The following is a 21,162-nucleotide window of genomic DNA, read 5'->3' on the forward strand; positions in this document are numbered from 1 at the left end:
ACAGCGACTGCCTAAGCAACCTTTGACCCGAAGGTGTCATGCGGTATTAGCAGTCGTTTCCAACTGTTGTCCCCCACTGTACGGCAGATTCCTACGCGTTACTCACCCGTCCGCCACTAGCCAGAAGACAGATAACAGAAGACTGAAGACAGTAGTCGAATCGCCTATGCGATAAATTAATTTAAACATCTAAATTTAAAACAATCCATGCAGCTTGCTGCATTCAACCATCTGTACTCTGTCATCTGTATTCTGTCTTCCGAACCCGTTCGACTTGCATGTGTTAAGCATACCACCAGCGTTCAATCTGAGCCAGGATCAAACTCTTCAGTTTAAATCCTTAGATCATCAATTCCCGTCCTAAAACAAGAACTAACAATCCGCAAAAATTTTTGCTCAAAGTATTTAAGTATCTACATTTTATATCTCTTTAAACATCTCTCAAACCTTGCTACCAAGGCATTCTTGCGAACATTCTCGCTGAGAACGAGGTGCCATTATACACACCAATCACAACCCCGCAACCCCTTTTTTCATCTTTTTTAACTTTTACAGCTTTTTATTGATTTTTGGTTGAAACACGTTCTAAAAACCCGTCAAATTGATTGATTTGCGACCATGCAAAAGAACCTTTAGTATATCTTATATAGATTTATTCCTAATATTACCTTGGTTTTACTCTCAATCTATGACACCCTTGAAAAGAACTGGATAGCAAAAACCTTAAATTTCACGATGAAAAAATCACTTATTAGCTTCGCCCGTCTTTCCTTTGGCAACATTATCGAGTGGTATGATTTCTCTTTATATATCTACTTTGCTGTTTATATAGCAAAAGATTTCTTTCCAAGTCATGATCCTTATGTCAACTTGCTATTAACGTTTACCACATTTTTTCTGGGTTCTCTCGTTCGCCCCCTAGGTGGATTTTTGATTGGCTGGCTAAGTGATTATTATCACCCCAAGATCATGATTAATTTCTGTGTTATTGCGATGGGTATTTCAACCTTTCTAGTTGCGCTATTGCCTGATTATCAAATGATTGGCGTTTGGGCGCCGATATTATTAATTATCTTGCGTATCATCCAAGGTTTATCCGTTGGCGGACAATTCCCCGGTCTTATCTCACTATCTGTAAAAGATCATCACAGTGATAAGGGCTTTGCAGTTGGCATGGTGTTCTCGATCTCATCATTAGGCTTTCTTCTTGCCTCTATTGTTGGTTTTTTTGCCTCTAGCATTTTTTCACATCATGATACACAGTGGATTTGGCGTATTCCTTTTGCATTAAGTGGCATTTTATTTCTTATTTATCTTTATCTTAATCGCAATGAAAGCTACCCCAGTATTAATAAGAATAAAAGCACACGACAAAATATTTTTATCTGGCTTGCCAGTCAATACAAAGCCCTGATTGCTGTCAGTCTTTTAACAACTATGGCGGCATCACTATATTATATTGTCTTTACCTACTTAGTGAATTATCAAATTACTGAGCTTAATATCTCTGAACAGACTGCCTTTTTAATTAATAGCCTTACTTTAGTATTAGCTTGCATTTTTTATCCTATCTTTGGGCAGCATGCCGATAAAATTGGCGCTAAGCGGCTTTTTTATATCGCTGCAATTTTGTTTTTCCTTTTGACCATTCCAATAATTTATTTGATTCAAACAAAGTCTCCAACATGGGTGTTTTTGGCAATCACCATCTTGACTCTGCTGATGGCAGCCATTCAAGGTGCTATCTCACCATTGTTTGCTGAAGCATTTGATAGCCAATGGCAAACAACAGGGTGCGCACTTTCCTATAGCATTGGCAATGGCATTAGTGGTGCCGCCCCTCTTGTAGCACTATCACTTGTACACATTCATCCAGTATACGGTTTAAGCATTCTCATTATGGGATTACTCTTTCTTGGCGGTATTGGACTATTGCTCATTGGACGCATTAAACATTTGAAAAAGCAATTAAGTTATCCAGTGAGCGTTAATTAACTAAGCGCTTGTGCAAGATCATCAATAATATCCTGTGGATGCTCTCCCCCCACACTTAAGCGAATAAGGTTTACTGGAATATGAGCAATATCACGCCCAGACTCTCCTTGCTGTTGATGTGTTGATATCGCAGGAATCGTTGCCACTGATTTAATGCGTCCTAAGTCCGTTGCTCTAAAAATCATTTGTAAGCGACTTAATACTGATTTAGTTTTCTCCAAATCACCTTTGACTAAAAAGGATAATAAGTGCCCATAGCGATTTACATGCTTATCTGAATCCACCAAAGCAAAATAAGACCGCGCCAAATCATGCTGCGGATGATTTTTAAGGCCTGGATAAATCACCTTTTCAACCATCTTGTGATCATTTAAGAAATTTGCCACCGTAAGTGCTGTTTGCGACAACTGATCTACACGCATACGCAAAGTGCGCAGTTCAGACAAAGTAAGAAACGAACTCATTGCTGATAAACACGCACCATTATCACGATTTGGTAATAGCTTAAGATATGATGCAAAGTCTTCTCTCATCTCATCAAGCAAATAAGCTCCGCGCATATTCGCTCGACTAATAACTGCACCTCCTATCACCATTCCAGAAGCACTTATAATTTTTGACAGCGAATGAATGACAATATCAGCGCCATATTGTAAGGGTCTTAATAAGGCAGGTGTTGCCAAAGTTGCATCAACAATTAATGGAATATCATGACTTTGGGCAAGATTGGCTAAAGATTTAATATCGCAAATGGTTAAGCTAGGATTTGAGGGAATTTCAATATAGATAAACCGTGTTTGCTCATCAATTGCCGCCTGCCATATATCAAGAGCCGAAGATGCTGCCACCCAACGAACCTCGCGCCCCTTTTCAAGCTGACGTACGCTAAATTGTTGAAATGTTCCACCATATACTTGGGAGCATGCAACAAAATTGGCGTTTTTTGCATTTGCCAGCAATGCATCCGCCACTGCCGTAATAGCTGCCATCCCTGAGCTCATCACACAACAAGAAGCCTCTTGTGATGTTTGATAAGACTCTAATAAAGCAAGCGTTGATTCTAAATAATAAACACTTGGGTTATGAATGCGTGAATATGCCCAACTTGGAATTTCATAGGCTAGCGCTTTTTGTAACTCGTCAGCACTGGAAAATGCCTGCGCTGTGGTCATATAAACCGGCTCAATAATTGATCCTTGATTTAACATCGCTTCATGTAAATCATAGATACCATGCGTAGCAATCGTATCAAATGACTTGGTTGAAATTGTTTTATAGGCTTTCTCTCGTGCGTTGATAAGCGCGGCTATTTTATCCCTATCCACAAACTGATCTCCTTATATATTGATTATTAAAGCGTCTCCTGCTTAATAATTTTAGGTGTAATAAAAATCAACAATTCTTTGTTTTCAGAGCTATTACTAACACTACTAAATAGCCAACCAAGTAATGGAATATCACCTAAGAAAGGGACTTTGCTTTTTGAGTGTGCAACTGTCTTCTCGTAAATACCACCCAAGACGACAGTCTGACCATTCTTAACCATAAGTTTTGTCTCGATTTCACGCTTATCAAGCGCGGGCTCGCCAGAAGAGCCTGTTGTACCATCAGTTGATGGCGCATCTTTTTTGACCGTAACATCCAAGATCACATGACCATTTGGCGCTACTTGAGGTTTTACTTTAAGCTCAAGCACGGCTTCTTTAAAGGCAATACTTGCAGCCCCTGAGGCACTGCTCTCATTATAAGGGATTTCTTTGCCTTGCTTAATATAGGCCTCTGTATTCTCAGCAACGACTAAATGAGGCGAGGATACAATCTTAGCATCGCCCTCGGTTTCAAGTGCTGATAACTCTAAACTTAAATCAATCCCGCCAAATAAACCACTAAATGCTAAAGTTGCATTGGTTGAACCTTTTTTCTCATCAGATGGCTTTAAGTAATTCGGCAAAATACTAATCGTACTGCCTTTTTTATTGTCTGCAGTATAACCAAGCCCTAAGTCAAATGCTGACTTTCTAGAGACTTCAACAATACGTGCTTCAATAAGCACTTGATCGACCGGTTCATCTAAATTTTCAATCATCGCGCGCACGGAGTTAATATAATCTTTGGTATCGGTAATCACAATGGTATTGGTACGCTCATCAGTAGCAATAGATCCACGAGACGATAAAAATCCTGTTTTACCCACCTCAATTACCTTCATCACTTCTTCTGCTTTAGCATAGTTAAGATGAATATACTCGGTAACAAGTGGCGCTGCTGCCTGGTTGGCTTTTTGCGCTGCAGTTGCTTCTTGATCTTGTGCTGCAATTTCTGAATTAGGCGCGATATATAAAATATTACCCATCAAACGCTTTCCAAGCCCCTTGGACACAAGGATAATATTTAGCGCCTCTTCCCATGGCACTTGATTTAAGTTAAGCGAGACATTACCCTCCACCCCTTCACTAACGACAAGGTTAAGACCTGCAAACTGCGCCATAGTTTGCAGTAACGCGCGCACAGATACGTCCTGAAACTTTAACGATATCTTCTTATTAACATTAAAACCATCCACCTCTGTTTGTTGATTGGTTAAATCAACTTCAAGCATTTTATCCGTCGTTTTACGGGTGAAGTTAAACGGCACTGCCGTATGAATGACAATAACAACATTATTGCCTTCTTGTGACAAATCAATCGAGTTGACAATCGTATTAAAGACGGTTGTATCAATATTATGCAACCAGTAATCAGCAATGCGAGTATTTTTCAAAGTAATCAATAATGCGTTTTTATGCTCTGAGAACTCGACATGTTGTGGTTGTTTTTTCCAAAGAAGCTTCAACACACCGCCATTATTTAATGAACGCTGATAGCGAATATCATCAATATAAGCTTGCGAACTATTTAAATTAACTTTACCTGCTTCTTTAATTGATGTTAGTACGTTTTTCTCAGTAACTGCTTTTTTGGCAACTGCTGTAGATGAATTGCTAGGTGAGGCGACCTTGGTTGCAGCAGAAATTTTAGCGCCATTCTCTAAGTAATGTGCCATATCCAAATCAAGCGTAACTTTACCAAAATGCAACGTATCCGCCACAACAGGTGCAGCTATCGCACATGCTAAGACACATGCGGTTAACCTTAAGACGCTTGCTTTTAATAACATATTACTCCGCCTGATCTAACTTTAATACGGTATTTACTTTGAGCCATTGCCCCTCTTTTCCTTTCTTCCTTTCATCAATCTCCACATACTTTGCCGTAATTTTATCAACGCGTCCATAATCGCGACCAATATAATCGCCAACTTGAACAGTATTTGCATGTTGATTTTTTACATTGGTTATAATAGCCCAAAAATGTCCACTTTGCTCGATAACACCGGAAAGTTTAAGGTTTTCTAATGGAATTTTCTCCAGCGGGGTCTTGCGACGTGCTAAATCTGGCTCATATTGTTTATCATCAGCCATCTGCATTGGTGTCTCTTTTACTCTAAGCTTCGCTGGTGTGTCAAATGGATTGCGCAAACCTTTTGTATTTATCGCTTGAGTTTTAACCATTTTAAGCTCTGGCAGCGGCTGTATTTTATCAGCCAAGGTTTGCGCATTAGCCTTCTCAACAAAAAGTGTCAAATCTTTTGGCACAGCTAAGACTGAGTTTGCTACGCCAAAAGCAACAGTAAAGAATATAGCACGAGCTAACATTTACGCACCCTCCTTACCCGGTTTTGCTTTTAGGCTAAAGGTTTGTAAATTCATACTCATCTGCAAAATGCCATTTTCACTTACAGTGTTATAAGGGACAATACGATAGTTTTCAATCAAAATAATTCGTGGCAACGTTTCAAGCTTATTAACAAAATTCGTTAGCTGCTCAAAGGTTCCATCACACGCAAGTTGAATATTAAGCACGGCATAATTATCTTTATAATCCAGCGGTTGAGGATTTAGTACTTTCACACGTAAGCCATTTTGAAATGCCAAATCCGATAATTGCTCGATTAATTGCGGCAATTCACTATCGGTTGGTAAGGCTTGCAATGATGCATTGAATTTATTTTGCAAGATCTCTACTTGTTGTTGCAAAATAGGTAAAGACTTACTTCTTGCAATATTCTTGATCAACTCATTTTTATATTGCCCTTCTAAGGCAAAAGCATTTGTTCTTTCCTGATAACGCATACTCACAACCGTTGAGTATCCCAAGAGCACAACCAAAAGCAAAACAATCGCTAACATAATCAACTTCAACCATAAAGGTTGCACGCTTAGCTTATCTAGCAACAAAATGAGCTTTTTCTTCATTTTGTCACCTCCTGCTTAACACTTATTTTAAAAGCATTTTCAGCACCAAAACCAGGCTTGCCAATTAAACTGATATTCGCCAAAGTAGGTCGATCAAACTCAGGTGAATCTTCCAAAGCACGCATAAATTGCGCCACTGATTTACTATTCTCAGCACGCCCTTCTAACACCAGTTCGTCTTTATTTTTTTCGATACTAATTAAGTAAGCAGTATCTGGCAAGGTTTGCGATAACCCAAACCATACACCTAACACTTTTTGCCGTTCTTTTTCTAAATTATTCAACAGCTCAATTTTACGGATGAGCTCTAGCTTTTCTTTTTCAAATTTAACCAACTCAGCATTGCTCTTCAAAAAATTAATATTCTGTGTCCGCAAATACTCATTACGTTCGTATTGGTTAGACAAACCCTCTGATGCAATAACAAGCCAAATAAACGTAATGATCACACCAATAAGCACGACAAAACCAAAATCAAGTGCCAAAGATTTTAAATGCTTTTTCTGACGCATTTCACGCCATGGTAAAAGATTAAAATGATGCATCAGTTCACCTCCGGTCTCGTTGCCAGAGCAATAGTTAATAGGTATGACGCCTTGTGTTTGATATTCGCTGCTACTTGTGGGTTCCCTAAATGTGCAAATGGATCCAATACTATCACATCTAATTGCATCATTTCTTTAAAGTTGGCAATGATATTATCTATCTCAACACGATCACCATATAACACAATTTTTTGTGGCTTTTTACCACGATTAGATACTTCAAACATCTGCATATTGCGCATTAACCAAGCATTTAATGCATTTAAGTACTCTGCTTCACTTAAGCCCGCTGAAATCGTTTTCTGCTCAGAAAGGTAAATTTGATTTTCATCTAGAATGTGTAATTTAAAACGTTTAAAGTTCAAGCAAATCAGTGCCCAACAGTCTTGTTTTTCCTCAGGATAAAAGATCTCAACAAAACGCTGTAATACATAGTTATCAATATCGATAACCTCGAGATGTAAACGGCATATTTTGGCAAGCTGTTCATATTGTCCAATTTGATCCTTATGTGCCGCGATAAACAATACTTCTTGTTTGCTAGAGTTAGTATTTTCTTCTTTTTTTTGCACCTCAAAATCATAAAAAGTTTCTTCCGGCGGATAGGAAACATGCTTGTTAAAGTCTATTACGATCTCATCATGAATTTGCGCCTCAGTTAACCCCTCATCAAAGCGCAAACGCTTACTAATAATATTTGCACCATTGATGACAAAGGCTGCTTGTTTATGCTTAATCTTATTGCGCTTTAAAAGTCCTAGTAAACTTTCAGCCACTTCGGCAAAATCAATGATCTGTCCATTTTCAATCATACCGTGCTCAAGCTCAGCACTATCAGCTGCAATCAATTCATAACCTTGATTTTTTTTTCTTAAAACAACAATACGCAAAAAATAGTCAGACCAATCAATAGCGACCAATCCTTTGCTTTTCAAGCGTGTCATCATATAAGAAAGCGGCATGCTCATTCGTCCTTTTAACTTCAACTTCTGACAGTATAGCCAAGCTTGAAGCAAAAAACAGCGTCAATACTATATTTTGTAGGGTTTTAAAAGATATTCACCACTTTCATAACCTGATAATTCAACCAGATCTGTAATTTTACGCTTACCCGTTTTATCTCGCGCAATAAATACAATCAGATCAAGTGCTTGTAAAATAAGCGTTCTAGGTACTGTAACCACCGCCTCCTGTATCAAGTCTTCAAAACGATAAGGTGCTGACTCAACGCTATTGGCGTGAATCGTGCACACCCCGCCAGGATGCCCTGTATTCCAGGCTTTCAACAAATCAAGCGCTGAACCATCTCTTACCTCACCGATAACAATTCTATCTGGGCGCATCCTTAATGAACCTTTAACTAGGTCACGCATTGTTACTGATGTTGTCGTTGTCATCGTCACCAAATCATCAACTTCCACTTGAAGTTCAGGCAAATCCTCAATCACTAAAATACGATCTTGACTACCTTGCAGCTCTGCTAATAACGCATTACAAAAAGTTGTTTTACCAGAACCTGTACCGCCAACAACAACGATATTTTTGCGCTCAATAACAGCACGTCTTAAGCCTTCCGCTTGCTCCTGTGTTAAAGCGCCTTGCTCGACATATTGATCTAGAGTAAAAATCGCAATGGCGCGTCTTCTAATTGAAAAACACGCCCGATTCACTACCGGAGGCAGCCAACCTTGGAAACGCGCACCTTGAAAGGGAAGCTCTGCTGAGACTTCAGGATGCTCATCATTCGCAACATGATTCTTAAAAGATGCAACAAGCTTGACAATATTTTCACTTTGCTCCGCCGGAATATAAATATCCGTTGCCACTTTACCTTCACCGATACGCTCATAATGCAAGCGACCATCTGGATTTAGCATAATTTCAATGATTTTTTCATCATAAAGATATTCCATCACCTCTTTGCCAAAGGCAGTTTTTAACATATTTAACTGCCGCTCTTCAATCAATGCTCTTTGTATCATAATTTTACTGCCTTACTCATAATCTGTGACTTATTAACCAGTCCATAGTAGCGACTATCGAATGAATGAGGATTTGCAACACCTTGCATAAAGTAGTTATCTTTAGGTATTTTTCCACAAAAATCAAATACCGGCAGTGTGTTTCCTTTACCATCTGTTTGATAGATTTTGCCAATCCACTGTTCATTAATATAGACATTTTGTGCTTTTGTGCATAAGAAATCCCCTGGAACGCCCTCTATTTTCTTTAAAAGCGGAATATCCTTAGGCAACCATTCTCTTGCCAAAATATAATCTTCTGTTTGCGCATTAGGAGTAAACACCACATTGTCGCCTTTGTGATAGCCTGATACCGGATAGGTAAAATACCAACCCTCGGGCATGCTTGGCGTCAATTGTTGAATAAACCCAATATGTAAGGCTTTTAGCAGCCACAATAAAGCATAAAATATCGCTAAAACAGCAAGAATCTTATATAAAAATGTAAGCCTTGCCACAGTGTTATCAATCTTCTTTTATTTTGCGAATGGTGCTATCAGAAATACTCTTATTAACATTGGAGGCATCAGAAACCTTATCTTGTTTCTTACCAGCCATGGCACCACCTTGCACCGTTGTTGAGACATTGACATTCGTACTTCCTCCACCTACTGAGCCTCCGCCAGTAACAACTGTGGCACCTGATTGGACGGATCCACCCATTGCCGTACTCGATCCGGCAACACCATGCATCGAAGAAGCCGCTCCAACCGATGAGACGGATACGGAAGTTGATTGCGCAGGCTGATTAACCACAACATGCGCCGCTGCAGGGGATGACATATTCTGGAAGATATTACCACCTGGCTTACCAACGGCTTTAGCAAGATAATTTGGCAAGGTATAAATCAAAATTAACAAAATAAAGGAGGTAAAGAATAATGCCAATGGTTTTTCAAGACTTGTTGAATCGCTAATCGCTGTTATTTTTAAGCTTTGGAATAACGTAAATGCCACACCCAGAATAAATATCACAGCAAGTAGTCTTACACCTGCTCTTAATAAGTGTTGTATTGACTTATAAAATAAATCCTGTATTGGCTTAAATACACCAAGCGGCACAACAATAAGCGACAACACTGCCACAAAATAAAATAGTACGACTGAAATAATAATCTGCGCACCAATGGCAGCAAAGATAAGTAAAAGCCCCATGCCCAACACCAGATAAAGCATGGACAGTCCCATGTTAAATGTCCCATATTGCACAGAAATCTTAAGCATCGACACGCCCGCTTTAAAACCGATCCCCCACAGTTTTCCTGGACTATATAGCAAGGCTTGGGATTTCTCAGGTGCCACTATGTAACCAACCTTTATAAAGGTTGCCAAGATCATCTGCAGCAGTTCAGGGAAATATTTGACGATGGTAAAAAACAAGCCAATTTTAATAATCTTAACAATAAGATTACCAACACCTTCATCTTGTTTAATAATCCAAACAAGTCCAAAGATCACAAGCTCAAGACTGGCAACAATTGCCAAAAGCGCTAATGCAGAACCTTGCAATGCACTAAATTTCGCATTGATTTGCTCGATAAAGCCAAACTGGATTTTATCAAGTAGCTGTGTTCCTAACACACTGGTTACATCTGCCATATCTTACCTATTGGTTACCTTGGGCGTCATTGCCTAAAATTTTTGCAAATGGATTCTCAACTGGTCCGCCACTGCCATCACCACCTTCAAACTGGTCTGCCGTTGGGTTTTGCCCAACATCAGCAAAGAAATCTTGTTTTGATTGCCCATCATCTTGCAACAGCTTATCAAATACTTTAAGCCCTTTAGATGTTTTTTTATTCATTTCTTGCAGTAACTGCTGATTCCCTTGATTACTACTACTTGTACTATTATTTGTCGTATTATTATTGGTGTCATTATTTGAGCTATAGGGATTGTTGTAATTATTATTACTATCCGACGATCTATCATCAGCTATTACCTGAGCACACAAGCCAAGCAACATCAACACAATACATAATAAACGCATTATTCACTCTGCCCGTATGGTGGTAAATAAGTATCTTTAGTGACTAATACTGAGAACTCTTTACCGGAGTTAATGGTAATTGTTGGTTTCAAATTCATCGCACGATCGGTAATCTTACCACCCACTTGTGATGCTGTTTGTCCTAAACTTTGCAAGACAGAGTTTTGCGCAACATTGCCGTAGTTTGCAGTACAGTTACCATTAGCATCACAGACTGTGGCATTAGATTGTGTTGCAACTTGCGCTGCCACCGCAGGCACATTAAAGACTGTGGATAAGGCTGCAGCACCAATCAACTGACCCCAGTGATTATTAACTTCATCTGTCAACCCTGAAACGCCTGAGTCATCCATACCTTGCTGGTTTGGTAAGATAATGGATGTACCATCTGGGCGAATTAAACGAATAAACTTAACCTGCACACTGGTATCACCATAAACCGTACTTGAATTATACTGCCCAATCAACGAGCTTCCTCTTGGAATTAACAGTACCGAACCTGTCAACGTATCATAAACATCTTTCGCAACACGCGCGACAATAGTCCCTGGCAGATCCGATACAATTTTCGTCTGCAAAATGGCAGGAATGGAATTGCCAGCCATAATTACATTATCTGAAATCGGCTTTTGAATGGTGTTTTCATTGGTAATGTCTTTTGCCGTTAAACCACCTTTCATAAAGTTTTCACGTTGCTCTTCAGGTGTTTTGGCCGCTTGCTGTCCATCTTGCTTGGCTTTATCTTTATCCTGTCCATCTTGAGGAATTGGACGTGGCGCACCACCACCAAAGAAAATTGGCGCATTCATTGCCTCGCGATCCATAGGTGAGTAACTTGGTTCTGCTGGCTTTTGCACAGATCTTGGCTGATTTTTCAAACTATTAATTTGTGTTTGCAACTCTTGTAGTTGCGAGCGCTGTTGATTAATCATGCGCTGTAGTTCTGGGTTTTCTTGTTGCACGACTTTGACAGGCTGATCCATCCCTAAACGCTTACGAATCGCTTGTGCATCTTTATAACTGGATAACTCATCAGAGACTTTGAGGCTTGCTCCTGAAGCGTTGGCGCTAAGATCAGAACTATTCATGCCAGTCGAGCTTTTCTTTGGTGCATTAATCGAAAAAATAAATGCCACAATAATAATTAAAAGCAACCCGCCACCAACAATAGTGATTAACTTTTTGTTTAGCTCTGATGATTTTGGCGGTGACGCCCTTAATCCCAGTTTATCTTGTTCTTTCTTAGCCATAATAACCCTTGATTATGCTTACTTTTGTGAAATCTCAACAACTGTTTCACCTGACTGCTTAGTGCCTACTTTTAAATAGGCATTTTTAATAACCGTGTCAATCACCATATAGTCACCCTTCATGCGCCAGTTAAAGTTTGCTGTGCCATATTCACCATCATTTGACTGAACAAATGGGACTGGCATGGAGGCATTACTGACCACTACTTCATGTGGGAACTTGATAAAAGTCTGGTGTCCTGAGCTAAATATTTGCTCTGGATACCACTTTGGTGTCTCGCCTTTTAACATACTCCAAGTATAGTTGAAGCTCATGTTAGATAGACTTAAGTCAAGCCCTGCATTTTGTTGTGGCGGAGGCAATAATTTGCCATCACCATCGGAGGCATTCATGTCACCTAAGTTGCCACCATTAAACCCTTGCACCATCGCGCTTGGATATTGCCATTTAACCGATACCATTGCTTGATCTTGATCCACTGATTTTAAAATCAAATGATAGGTGCGTTTATTCGTTGTGATAATCATTGAGTTAGTTAGATCTGATTTTTGCGGCTTAATCAAAATATGCCAACGTAAGTCTTTACCTTCGCCACTATAGGTTGAAGCAATCTGCCAACGAAGCGTATCACCTGCAGCTTGCGATATAATTTTCTCACCCGGTTCAAACACCACATCAGTAATATTCAAAGGGGCGGTATAAATCGTATACATCGCCCCTGGCATGTAGCTATAAGTCATCATCGCATTAAAGAAGTCACTTTGATCTGGAAATTGCTGCGCATCTTTATTTGCTTCAGCAACTGCTGCTTCTTTAGTTAACACCGGCTTTTGCGCTGCTTTTTCAGCTTTACTATTTGGTACGGGACGTAATTGCCCTGGCATTGGTACTGGAATGTATTCGCGTACAACTTTAGTGCCTGCGGCATCTGCAGGTTTTGCTTGAACAAATTTACCTGAGTCAATGTCACCTTGATAACTATTTGTCGCACAGCCTGCCATTGCAATTGCAGTAAGTGGTAATAAACGGCTAATTTTATTTAATTTCATTGACTTGATCCTTTTTCGCTAAATGAGAAGAAACCTATTTTTAAACCCAGTGGGTTAATGACCATTTGATTTAATGTCTTAGGCGGGAAGCTTGGTGAGAAAGTGAATATGCCACTATATGTTTTCACACTCTCGACACCGCCATCTTTATTGTATGTCGTTGACTGGAAGGTCACCTCAAAGCTATTATTGCTCGCCTCATTGGCATTGGTTACCACCGTCGTAATTGTTTTATCACCAACAAGCTTTAATGGGTTAATCGCTTGATAAACCTGCTTTAATTGGTCTTCTGCGCGACCTGATACCGCAAGTAATGCTGACTGCCACTGACGATTAAGAACGACTGGATCCAAAGGAATCTCAGTAATATTTTTAATAAAATCACTGACAAATGCAATTTTTTGCGCGACCGTCGGCGTATAGCTCTGTGATGCAGTTTGCACGTTTACTACACTTTCCTGCGGCTTAACCTCAGCAACATAAACGTACATTTGCTGGCGGTTCGCTTCAATAATAATCGCAAGCAATAATAAGATACAAACGATCAAAATAGCAATTGCTGCCATCATCCAATTGCGCGCTTGTTTTTTAGCACTACCAATGCGTAGCTCCCATTCTTCATAGGCCTTTTGATAGTCTGTTTTCTGCACTTTCTGCGCTTTTTGCATTTCTTTTTCCATCTACAATAACCTTTCAATTGCTAGATTTTGAATATAGATTCCTAAAGGATTAATTTTCACTTGCTCTTTCGTTGTCAACGGTTGATGCCCAAACTGTCCAGAAACAACTAGTATTGCCGTACCTTTTTTATCAACCAACTCACCGCTAAAATTTAAATCATTCATCGTAAATTTATCAAATGTTGCTGCTGTGAGCTCATTCTGTGAGATTCCAGCAACACCTTGCTTTAATGCAAGCTGTGAGGCTTCATCTAGGAAATTGTTATAAATACCACCTGATTGATCACTTATTAAGAGTGACTTAACAAACCCCTCTAACACTGTTTGACTCACAGTATAATTAGGACTCAACAACTCCGGCGGGGATTTTAAAAAACCTTTACTCGTGACCTGCTCTACCAATATTCTATAAGGGATTGAGTTTAAGTAACCCACTAAAATCAGTGATAAAAAAAAGCTTAATCCCGCACCACTAAAAAAGACAACACGCCAAATATATGCCTTATGAATCAGCTGCCCAATCGGTTTGTCAAACAACTGATTTTGCTTTTGAAAGGGTGTAACCACTTCCGTTTGACGATAAGACTGAACTTCTTTACCAAAAGGGAATCCGCTAGGTTGCATCTACGTCCCCCTTATAGTGTTCTTTGACAATGTCATATGCCCAATCAAGCCCTCTGCCATGCAAATAGCTTTTCAAGAAATAATCATAACCCTTATGCTGTGCCAGAATCTCTCTAATGTGCTTACGATCTTCTGGACGACTCACTGCACAAAAAGCCAGAGCTATGGGCCCTAAACCTAGATCAAATAAGCAATTACCTTTATGTGACTGGAAATAATACTGCCGCTTTGGCATCGCGTGCGCTAAAATTTGCACTTGTCTTAAATTAAGTCCAAGTGACTCATAGCCTTGCGAAACCGCAGGTTCCATTGCACGATCATTTGGTAAGAAAATACGTGATGGACAGGACTCATTCAGCGCTGATACCAAGGGTGATTTCACCGCATCATCGACTGATTGTGTTGCAAAAATCACTGACACATTAAGCTTTCTTAATGTCTTTAACCATTCTTTAATTTTTGAGGCAAAAATTGGATGATCTAAAAATAGCCACGCCTCATCAAGGATCATTAAACTAGGTCGACCATCAAAACGCTTCTCAAGAATATGGAAAATATAAGCTAGCACAGGGGCGATAATATTTGGCATTGCCATCAAGCGCTCCATCTCAAAACACTGCCAATTAGCATCACTGAAGTGCTCTTCATCGCAATCAAGTATCTCACCATATGGACCACCCAACACATAGGAATCAAGTGCCATTCTTAACGCTCTATCCTGCACAAAAGAACGAAGACCTGTCAGTGTACGCTGTTCTTTTGGCACCTCAGATAAGTTCATCAAAGCAAGCCAAACGGTTTCTTTAACCTCAGGTGTAATTTCCACCTTTTCATTTTCTAAAAGCCCAAGCACCCAATCATGTGCCCAAACTCGCTCAGTAGTTTCATCAATCTCAGCTAATGGCTGAAATACCAAACCACCTTTACCGACATCGCCAACTTCATAGAAATGACCTTTGACCCCTTGCGTTAACGCAAAGAAACTGCCACCTTTATCAAAAATAAACACTTGCGCGTTATCATAACGCAAAAATTGCGCTGCCATTACGTTTAACAATACGGATTTACCAGCACCAGTTGGTCCTAAAATCATTTGATGCCCAACGTCACCAATATGATTAGATAATCTAAATGGCGTATTACCGGCTGTACGCGCATACAATAAAGGTGGAGCCTGCAAATGGGCATTAATCTCAGGTCCTGCCCACACTGCTGAAAATGGCAATAAATGCGCCAAGTTTAAACTATGCATCAATGGCGTACGCACATTGGCATTCGCTTGCCCTGGAATAGATGATAACCATGCTTCAACTGAGTTAATCGTCTCTGACACAGTGACAAAACCAAGACCGTTGACAACACGTTCTACTTCACGCTGCTTCTCATACACTTTATCTTTATCGGTATCCCATACGGTCACTGTTGCCGTGTAGTAACCAAATGACACTAAGTCATCAGAAAGCTCAGATAGCGCCTCATCGGCATCATTGGATTTTTGTACAGCAGCACTATCGACCATCGCACTTTCGCTTTTTGACATCACTTCTTTTAAAATTGTCAATCCGCCTTTGCGCTTTGCAAACCATTGACGCTTATAGCTTTTAAGCACTTTTTCGGCATCGGTTTTATCCAATGGCAAAAATCGTGTCACCCAACGGTATTGTAAAGGTAAATGATTTAAGCCATCTAAAATCGCAGGCACTGATGTTGTTGGAAACCCTAAAATAGAAATCGTTTTTAGATAATACTTACCCAACTTTGGCTCAAGTCCACCAAGAAGCGGGGTATCAGCTAACACCCCATCTAAATAGCTTGGATTATCCGGTACATTGACTTTATGTGCGCGCTCTGAAACGCAATTATGTAAGTAACTTAATGTCTCTTCATCACTTAGCTCAGCAATTTCATACATGTAATCCTGCATGATGTCATACAGTTGATTAACCGTTGCTGAGAAATAGTTCATAAGCTTCTTATAACCGGCATCATGCTCATCATCACTCTTCCTCTCTTTAACAAAAAGACCTGAAAGCTTAGAAACCGATTCTTTTTGCGGCAAATATTGAAAGGTTAAAAAATATTCACTCTCATAGTTCTCGCCTTTGCGTTCAAAAAGATCCTTGCGCTCAACATCGATTAACCAACTCACTGGATCAGGGAAATAGTTCTCTGAAGGGTAGCTCATTGCTGCTTTGCGGCGCGCCTCAACATATAGCGCCCAACCAGAGCCTAAGCGCTTTAAGGTATTATTAAGTCGCGCGGTAATGGATACCAATTGTGACTGCGTTGAAGATTCAAGATCGGGTCCTCTAAACGCAAATGTTTTTTGAAACGAACCATCTTTATTCAATATCACGCCTTTATCGACAAGCACAGCCCAAGGCAATAAATCACTTATTCTGTCAGGCTTCTTTCTATACTCTGCGATATTGAACATATTAGCTATACACCATAATAATTTCGTTGTTTAACATGACGCACCATGACTTGGAAAAACTGCGGATCTTTCTTGGTCATCAATACGGCAACAGTATGCATAATAATAAAGATAGGAATGCCATACCAAGATTGCATACCAAGAACAATAGCCGCTCCCAAAGTACCATTTAAAATAAAAAACTGTCTGGGCACACCTGCCGTTAAAAGCGGTGTTGTTAATGAGTTGTGTATCTTGATCACAAATCCAGGCACTGCCATTGTTACGCATCCTTTTTTTAGTTGTTGAATTTTGTATTTTTTAGCTATTAAAAAATATTAGAAAATCAACCCTGATCCACGGTTAAATAATCCAGAAATCAAGCTGGCTGCAGTAAAGGCGATTGCAAGCCCCATCACCACTTGAAATAGACGTCTAACACCACTACCACCTTCACCAAAGGCGATACCCAAGCCTGCAATTACGATACAGATCACACCTGCCATTTGCGCAATCGGTCCTGAAATTACATCCATAATCTGTTGTAAAGGTCCTGTCATCGCCGAAAATGCATTATTCTGCGTATCGGTTGCAAAACTCACTGCCACAGTTAACGGCAACATTGATAATGCAAATAGTGCACGCTTTAAAAACTCAAGATAATGCTTCATTCTTTATTTCTCCTTTTAAAAGGGTTCCTGACTAAATGTTTAAGGTTATATTAGTCAAATATATTGGCAAATCAAGAATTGGATGCTGCAAAATAGGATAAATATCTGATTAGGTAATGTTAGAAACGCGCCCATAAATGACGGTTAAAGACATTATTAAAACATTAAATGTATATTATTTTCTCTTAAGACCTTTGCCCGCGCCCCCAAAAGATAAGCATCAAGCAGCATCTTTTGCGCAGAAAGCGTGACATCGTAATCATCAGACTGTATATACAACTCAATACTTTTAAGCTCCGCCTCATTAGATGATGCCACTAACTCTGTAAGCAGGGTCTGCACTGTTGCTGTTTGTTGTTGTGAAAAAGACAGTTTCAATAACTTAATATTTTTATCAACATACCTAGCAATCGGTTCAATTGATAAGGCATTAATTCGTAACTGATCATTGTAGGCATCGATACTTGCCTCACCTTCAACAATAACGGTTTCATCAATAGAGATCAAATGCTTAACCGCGTCATATAATTCACTAAAGATCACCAACTCTAGGCGCTCACAACCATCATCAATTTGCAAAACCCCCATCAGTTTTCCTGACTTTGTTTTACGCTGCGCCATCGCGACGACAACACCCGCAAGCAAAATCGACTCTTTACGCGTTGTTGCAGTAATGCGACTTAATGATTGTACTTTAAAGTGGTTAAGCCACATTCTATCTTCATCGATAATATGTCCTGATAAGAACATGCCCAATACCGATTTTTCAAAAATCAACTTATCCTTAGTACTCCAGCTTGGCACATTGATATGTGATATGTCACGCGCTGTGTCATTTGAGGACTCAGGTTCACTAAAGCCGAATAAATCAAGCTGCCCGCTATTTTGCATCTGGCTTTTTTGTTCAGCTGCCTTCATAGCATCTTCAATCGTTGCCACAAGCGTTTGCCTGTTTTCAGCAAAACCATCCATTGCACCTGCGTAAATAAGCGCCTCACAGACACGTTTATTGGCTTTGCGCGTATCGACACGCGCACAGAAATCATATAAATCCTTAAATACCCCGTTTTGCTGGCGCTCTGCCAAAATCCCTTCAATTGCTGCAAAACCAACGCCTTTAATAGCACCGAGACCATAGACAAGCTCAGTCTGTTGATTGACCGTAAAGTAATAATCACTGATATTAATATGCGGCAAAATGAGCCTTAATTGCATCTTTTGGCATTCTGAAATAAAGTTCACCACTTTATCCGTGTTATCCATATCCGACGATAATACCGCTGCCATAAAGGCTTCTGGATAATGTGCTTTTAAAAAGGCTGTTTGATAAGAAACCAAAGCATATGCCGCAGAATGTGATTTATTAAAGCCATACTTTGCGAACTCTTCCATCAAGTCGAAGATTGAGCTTGCAAGCTTGGCGTCAATGCCATTTTCAGACGCCCCTTTTTCAAAGGTCTCACGCTGCTTTGCCATCTCTTCGGGGATCTTTTTACCCATCGCCCGACGCAATAAATCTGCACCTCCTAGCGAGTAATTCGCTAGAATCTGCGCAATCTGCATCACTTGCTCTTGATATAAAATCGTGCCATAGGTTTCTTCCAGCACATCTTTTAGATCAGGATGCGGATAGCTCACTTCTTGTCTGCCATGCTTACGATTGACAAAGTCATCTACCATGCCTGAACCTAAAGGTCCTGGACGATACAATGCCACCAAAGCGATAATATCTTCAAAGCAATCCGGTCTTAGGCGTTTGATCAACTCCTTCATACCACGTGACTCCAATTGGAAAACGCCAGTGGTTTCACCATTTTGCAAAAGCTGAAAGGTTTTTTTATCAGTCATTGGAATCAGTGCAATATCAAGCGCAGGCTCATTTTGTAAGCGCCTTTGTTTATTAACAATTTTTAAAGCATTATCAATAATCGTTAAATTTCTTAAACCCAAAAAGTCAAACTTAACAAGACCAACTTCTTCAACATCTTTTTTATCAAACTGTGTGACCAGCTGCTTAGTCCCTTCTTCGCAATAAACCGGCGAGAAGTCCGTGACTTTTGAAGGTGAGATCACGACCCCTGCAGCATGCTTACCGACACTGCGCGTCAAACCTTCAAGCTTTAGTGCAATCTTAATAATCTCATCTGCTGTTTCATCCTGCTGACACAAATCATGCAATGGCGTTTCAGGGGCGCAGGCGTCTTTAAGCTTAATACCAAGATCATTGGGAATTAGCTTGGCAATCCTATCGACAAAACCATAAGGCTGCCCAAGCACACGCCCAACATCACGCACTACGGCTTTGGCTGCCATCGACCCATAGGTAATGATTTGTGAAACGCTCTCACTACCATATTTTTGCGCAACATACTCAATCACGCGATCACGACCATCCATACAAAAATCAATATCAAAATCGGGCATCGATACCCGTTCAGGATTTAGAAAGCGCTCAAATAGCAAACCATAAGGGATCGGATCAATATCGGTAATCTTAAGCGCATAAGCAACCAAGGATCCCGCACCTGAACCTCGCCCTGGACCCACAGGAATATCATGGTCTTTTGACCATTGAATAAAATCTGCAACGATCAGGAAATACCCTGGAAAGCCCATCTGACAAATCACATCAATCTCAACTTGCAAGCGCGCTTTATAGCTTTCGATAATGGCGGGTCTATCTTCGTCTTTTTTACCCATCAAAACAAAATCAAAGCGCTCATCCAATCCTTTAAAAGACACCTCGGCAAAATATTGAGCTTCAGTCATGCCTTGTGGGATATCAAAACGTGGTAACACCGCATCACCCAAATTAAACGTGACATTAGCATTTTGTGCGATATATACACTATTACTTAAACTTTGCGGGATATCCGCAAATAATTCACACATCTCATCGGCTGAGCGCAAGTATTGCTTTGGCGTGTATTGACTTTTACGCGCTTGATCTAACAAGGTATAACCTTGGTAAATACCCACACGCACCTCGTGATCTGAGTACTCATCTTCATTTAAAAAACGCACATCATTGGTTGCCACCACTGCCACCTGATGATCTTGCGCTAAAGTAATCGCCTTTTGAATATAATCTTCTTCGCCGTCATGACCAATGCGCTGAAGCTCGATAAAGAAGTTTTCTTTGGGGATAATTTTAAGGTATGCCTCTAAAATACTTTCTGCTTCAGCATCTTTTTGCGCTAAATAACTCTGCGCAATCTCGCCTTTAACGCCACCGCTTAGTACAAAGACATGTGTGAAATCAAAGCTTGCTAATGTGCTTTTTGGCAACACCGGAATGCCATTGACTCTATTGGCATACAGATAAGCATGTGAAATCAAATCAACAATGACTTGATAGCCTTGATTATCTTTAGCAATCAAGGTTAATGGATAATTCGCACCATCAACCTCAACCCAAATTTCACTGCCAAATATTGGTTTAACGCCACTGGCAAGTGCCGCCTTATAAAATTTCACTGCGGCAAACATATTGCACATATCGGTTAACGCAACCGCTGCCAACTCGCGCTTAACACATTCCTCAAGCAATGGCTTAATGCGGATAATGCTATCCATCAACGAGTACTCGCTGTGCAGTTTCAAATGAACATAACGTGCCGACATA

At 40.0% G+C, this 21,162-nt stretch carries 19 protein-coding genes and 1 rRNA gene; 1 reads left to right on the plus strand and 19 read right to left on the minus strand.

Annotated features, from left to right (window positions below; all coding sequences use genetic code 11):
• A 16S ribosomal RNA gene (locus tag F3D68_RS08375) occupies positions 1-334 on the minus strand; the annotation flags it as partial.
• Positions 335-735: 401 nt separating this feature from the next.
• On the opposite strand from F3D68_RS08375, the gene F3D68_RS08380 reads away from it, so the two are divergent.
• Positions 736-1,995: an MFS transporter gene (locus F3D68_RS08380; RefSeq protein WP_151193993.1), complete on the plus strand. Its 1,260-nt coding sequence runs from the start codon at positions 736-738 to the stop codon at positions 1,993-1,995.
• Here F3D68_RS08380 and F3D68_RS08385 read toward each other — a convergent pair.
• The 18 genes from F3D68_RS08385 to dnaE all read right to left on the minus strand — a co-directional run bounded on the left by F3D68_RS08385 (position 1,992) and on the right by dnaE (position 21,161).
• Complete coding sequence (locus F3D68_RS08385) at positions 1,992-3,320, minus strand: trans-sulfuration enzyme family protein (protein WP_224728273.1); 1,329 nt, start codon at positions 3,318-3,320, stop codon at positions 1,992-1,994. The genes F3D68_RS08380 and F3D68_RS08385 overlap by 4 nt on opposite strands.
• Positions 3,321-3,346: 26 nt before the next feature.
• The gene (locus F3D68_RS08390) at positions 3,347-5,152 is read right to left on the minus strand and encodes a type IV pilus secretin PilQ (RefSeq protein WP_151193994.1); all 1,806 of its coding nucleotides are present in this window, start codon (positions 5,150-5,152) and stop codon (positions 3,347-3,349) included.
• A gap of 1 nt (position 5,153) precedes the next feature.
• Positions 5,154-5,690, minus strand: coding sequence for a pilus assembly protein PilP (locus F3D68_RS08395; RefSeq protein ID WP_151193995.1), 537 nt, complete (start codon positions 5,688-5,690; stop codon positions 5,154-5,156).
• Positions 5,691-6,290 carry a type 4a pilus biogenesis protein PilO gene (locus tag F3D68_RS08400; protein ID WP_151193996.1) on the minus strand — a complete coding sequence of 200 codons (600 nt, stop codon included), beginning with the start codon at positions 6,288-6,290 and terminating at the stop codon, positions 5,691-5,693.
• On the minus strand, positions 6,287-6,835 hold the full coding sequence (locus F3D68_RS08405) for a PilN domain-containing protein (RefSeq protein WP_151193997.1): 549 nt from the start codon (positions 6,833-6,835) through the stop codon (positions 6,287-6,289). Before F3D68_RS08405 ends, F3D68_RS08400 begins: the two co-directional genes overlap by 4 nt.
• Positions 6,835-7,797 (minus strand): type IV pilus biogenesis protein PilM, encoded by a 963-nt coding sequence (pilM, locus tag F3D68_RS08410; protein ID WP_191092765.1) that lies wholly within the window; start codon positions 7,795-7,797, stop codon positions 6,835-6,837. Before pilM ends, F3D68_RS08405 begins: the two co-directional genes overlap by 1 nt.
• 69 nt (positions 7,798-7,866) lie before the next feature.
• Positions 7,867-8,817: a P-type conjugative transfer ATPase TrbB gene (trbB, locus tag F3D68_RS08415; protein ID WP_151193999.1), complete on the minus strand. Its 951-nt coding sequence runs from the start codon at positions 8,815-8,817 to the stop codon at positions 7,867-7,869.
• Entirely contained in the window at positions 8,814-9,314 is a 501-nt protein-coding gene (lepB, locus tag F3D68_RS08420; RefSeq protein ID WP_151194000.1) for a signal peptidase I, read from the minus strand. Before lepB ends, trbB begins: the two co-directional genes overlap by 4 nt.
• Before the next feature lie 7 nt (positions 9,315-9,321).
• Complete coding sequence (locus F3D68_RS08425) at positions 9,322-10,455, minus strand: type IV secretion system protein (RefSeq protein WP_117002867.1); 1,134 nt, start codon at positions 10,453-10,455, stop codon at positions 9,322-9,324.
• A 7-nt stretch (positions 10,456-10,462) separates the two neighbouring features.
• On the minus strand, positions 10,463-10,846 hold the full coding sequence (locus tag F3D68_RS08430) for a hypothetical protein (RefSeq protein ID WP_151194001.1): 384 nt from the start codon (positions 10,844-10,846) through the stop codon (positions 10,463-10,465).
• On the minus strand, positions 10,846-12,096 hold the full coding sequence (locus tag F3D68_RS08435) for a TrbI/VirB10 family protein (protein WP_151194002.1): 1,251 nt from the start codon (positions 12,094-12,096) through the stop codon (positions 10,846-10,848). Before F3D68_RS08435 ends, F3D68_RS08430 begins: the two co-directional genes overlap by 1 nt.
• 18 nt (positions 12,097-12,114) lie before the next feature.
• Positions 12,115-13,146 (minus strand): TrbG/VirB9 family P-type conjugative transfer protein, encoded by a 1,032-nt coding sequence (locus F3D68_RS08440; RefSeq protein WP_151194003.1) that lies wholly within the window; start codon positions 13,144-13,146, stop codon positions 12,115-12,117.
• The gene (locus tag F3D68_RS08445) at positions 13,143-13,826 is read right to left on the minus strand and encodes a type IV secretion system protein (RefSeq protein ID WP_151194004.1); all 684 of its coding nucleotides are present in this window, start codon (positions 13,824-13,826) and stop codon (positions 13,143-13,145) included. Before F3D68_RS08445 ends, F3D68_RS08440 begins: the two co-directional genes overlap by 4 nt.
• Positions 13,827-14,450 carry a hypothetical protein gene (locus tag F3D68_RS08450; RefSeq protein WP_151194005.1) on the minus strand — a complete coding sequence of 208 codons (624 nt, stop codon included), beginning with the start codon at positions 14,448-14,450 and terminating at the stop codon, positions 13,827-13,829. It lies immediately after the preceding gene.
• Positions 14,440-16,887, minus strand: a complete 2,448-nt coding sequence (gene trbE, locus F3D68_RS08455; RefSeq protein ID WP_151194006.1) for a conjugal transfer protein TrbE — start codon at positions 16,885-16,887, stop codon at positions 14,440-14,442. The genes F3D68_RS08450 and trbE overlap by 11 nt, the downstream gene beginning before the upstream one ends.
• A 5-nt stretch (positions 16,888-16,892) precedes the next feature.
• Entirely contained in the window at positions 16,893-17,147 is a 255-nt protein-coding gene (locus F3D68_RS08460) for a VirB3 family type IV secretion system protein (RefSeq protein WP_117002874.1), read from the minus strand.
• A gap of 57 nt (positions 17,148-17,204) precedes the next feature.
• Positions 17,205-17,537 (minus strand): TrbC/VirB2 family protein, encoded by a 333-nt coding sequence (locus tag F3D68_RS08465; RefSeq protein ID WP_117002875.1) that lies wholly within the window; start codon positions 17,535-17,537, stop codon positions 17,205-17,207.
• A 156-nt stretch (positions 17,538-17,693) separates the two neighbouring features.
• Complete coding sequence (gene dnaE, locus F3D68_RS08470) at positions 17,694-21,161, minus strand: DNA polymerase III subunit alpha (RefSeq protein WP_151194007.1); 3,468 nt, start codon at positions 21,159-21,161, stop codon at positions 17,694-17,696.
• Between the last annotated feature and the right edge of the window lies 1 nt (position 21,162).

It is taken from the genome of Cysteiniphilum sp. JM-1 (assembly GCF_008711525.1).
GTDB lineage: Bacteria > Pseudomonadota > Gammaproteobacteria > Francisellales > Francisellaceae > Caedibacter.

What these genes read in the sequence shown, in the direction of transcription:
- pilM (WP_191092765.1), bottom strand. Translation starts at nt 7,797, where the DNA reads ATGCCGCTTTCTTATATGATGACACGCTTGAAAAGCAAAGGATTGGTC.
- F3D68_RS08395 (WP_151193995.1), bottom strand. Translation starts at nt 5,690, where the DNA reads ATGTTAGCTCGTGCTATATTCTTTACTGTTGCTTTTGGCGTAGCAAAC.
- F3D68_RS08425 (WP_117002867.1), bottom strand. Translation starts at nt 10,455, where the DNA reads ATGGCAGATGTAACCAGTGTGTTAGGAACACAGCTACTTGATAAAATC.
- trbB (WP_151193999.1), bottom strand. Translation starts at nt 8,817, where the DNA reads ATGATACAAAGAGCATTGATTGAAGAGCGGCAGTTAAATATGTTAAAA.
- F3D68_RS08445 (WP_151194004.1), bottom strand. Translation starts at nt 13,826, where the DNA reads ATGGAAAAAGAAATGCAAAAAGCGCAGAAAGTGCAGAAAACAGACTAT.
- F3D68_RS08460 (WP_117002874.1), bottom strand. Translation starts at nt 17,147, where the DNA reads ATGGCAGTGCCTGGATTTGTGATCAAGATACACAACTCATTAACAACA.
- F3D68_RS08450 (WP_151194005.1), bottom strand. Translation starts at nt 14,450, where the DNA reads ATGCAACCTAGCGGATTCCCTTTTGGTAAAGAAGTTCAGTCTTATCGT.
- F3D68_RS08465 (WP_117002875.1), bottom strand. Translation starts at nt 17,537, where the DNA reads ATGAAGCATTATCTTGAGTTTTTAAAGCGTGCACTATTTGCATTATCA.
- F3D68_RS08405 (WP_151193997.1), bottom strand. Translation starts at nt 6,835, where the DNA reads ATGCATCATTTTAATCTTTTACCATGGCGTGAAATGCGTCAGAAAAAG.
- F3D68_RS08390 (WP_151193994.1), bottom strand. Translation starts at nt 5,152, where the DNA reads ATGTTATTAAAAGCAAGCGTCTTAAGGTTAACCGCATGTGTCTTAGCA.
- dnaE (WP_151194007.1), bottom strand. Translation starts at nt 21,161, where the DNA reads ATGTCGGCACGTTATGTTCATTTGAAACTGCACAGCGAGTACTCGTTG.
- F3D68_RS08430 (WP_151194001.1), bottom strand. Translation starts at nt 10,846, where the DNA reads ATGCGTTTATTATGTATTGTGTTGATGTTGCTTGGCTTGTGTGCTCAG.
- F3D68_RS08440 (WP_151194003.1), bottom strand. Translation starts at nt 13,146, where the DNA reads ATGAAATTAAATAAAATTAGCCGTTTATTACCACTTACTGCAATTGCA.
- F3D68_RS08435 (WP_151194002.1), bottom strand. Translation starts at nt 12,096, where the DNA reads ATGGCTAAGAAAGAACAAGATAAACTGGGATTAAGGGCGTCACCGCCA.
- F3D68_RS08400 (WP_151193996.1), bottom strand. Translation starts at nt 6,290, where the DNA reads ATGAAGAAAAAGCTCATTTTGTTGCTAGATAAGCTAAGCGTGCAACCT.
- F3D68_RS08380 (WP_151193993.1), top strand. Translation starts at nt 736, where the DNA reads ATGAAAAAATCACTTATTAGCTTCGCCCGTCTTTCCTTTGGCAACATT.
- trbE (WP_151194006.1), bottom strand. Translation starts at nt 16,887, where the DNA reads ATGTTCAATATCGCAGAGTATAGAAAGAAGCCTGACAGAATAAGTGAT.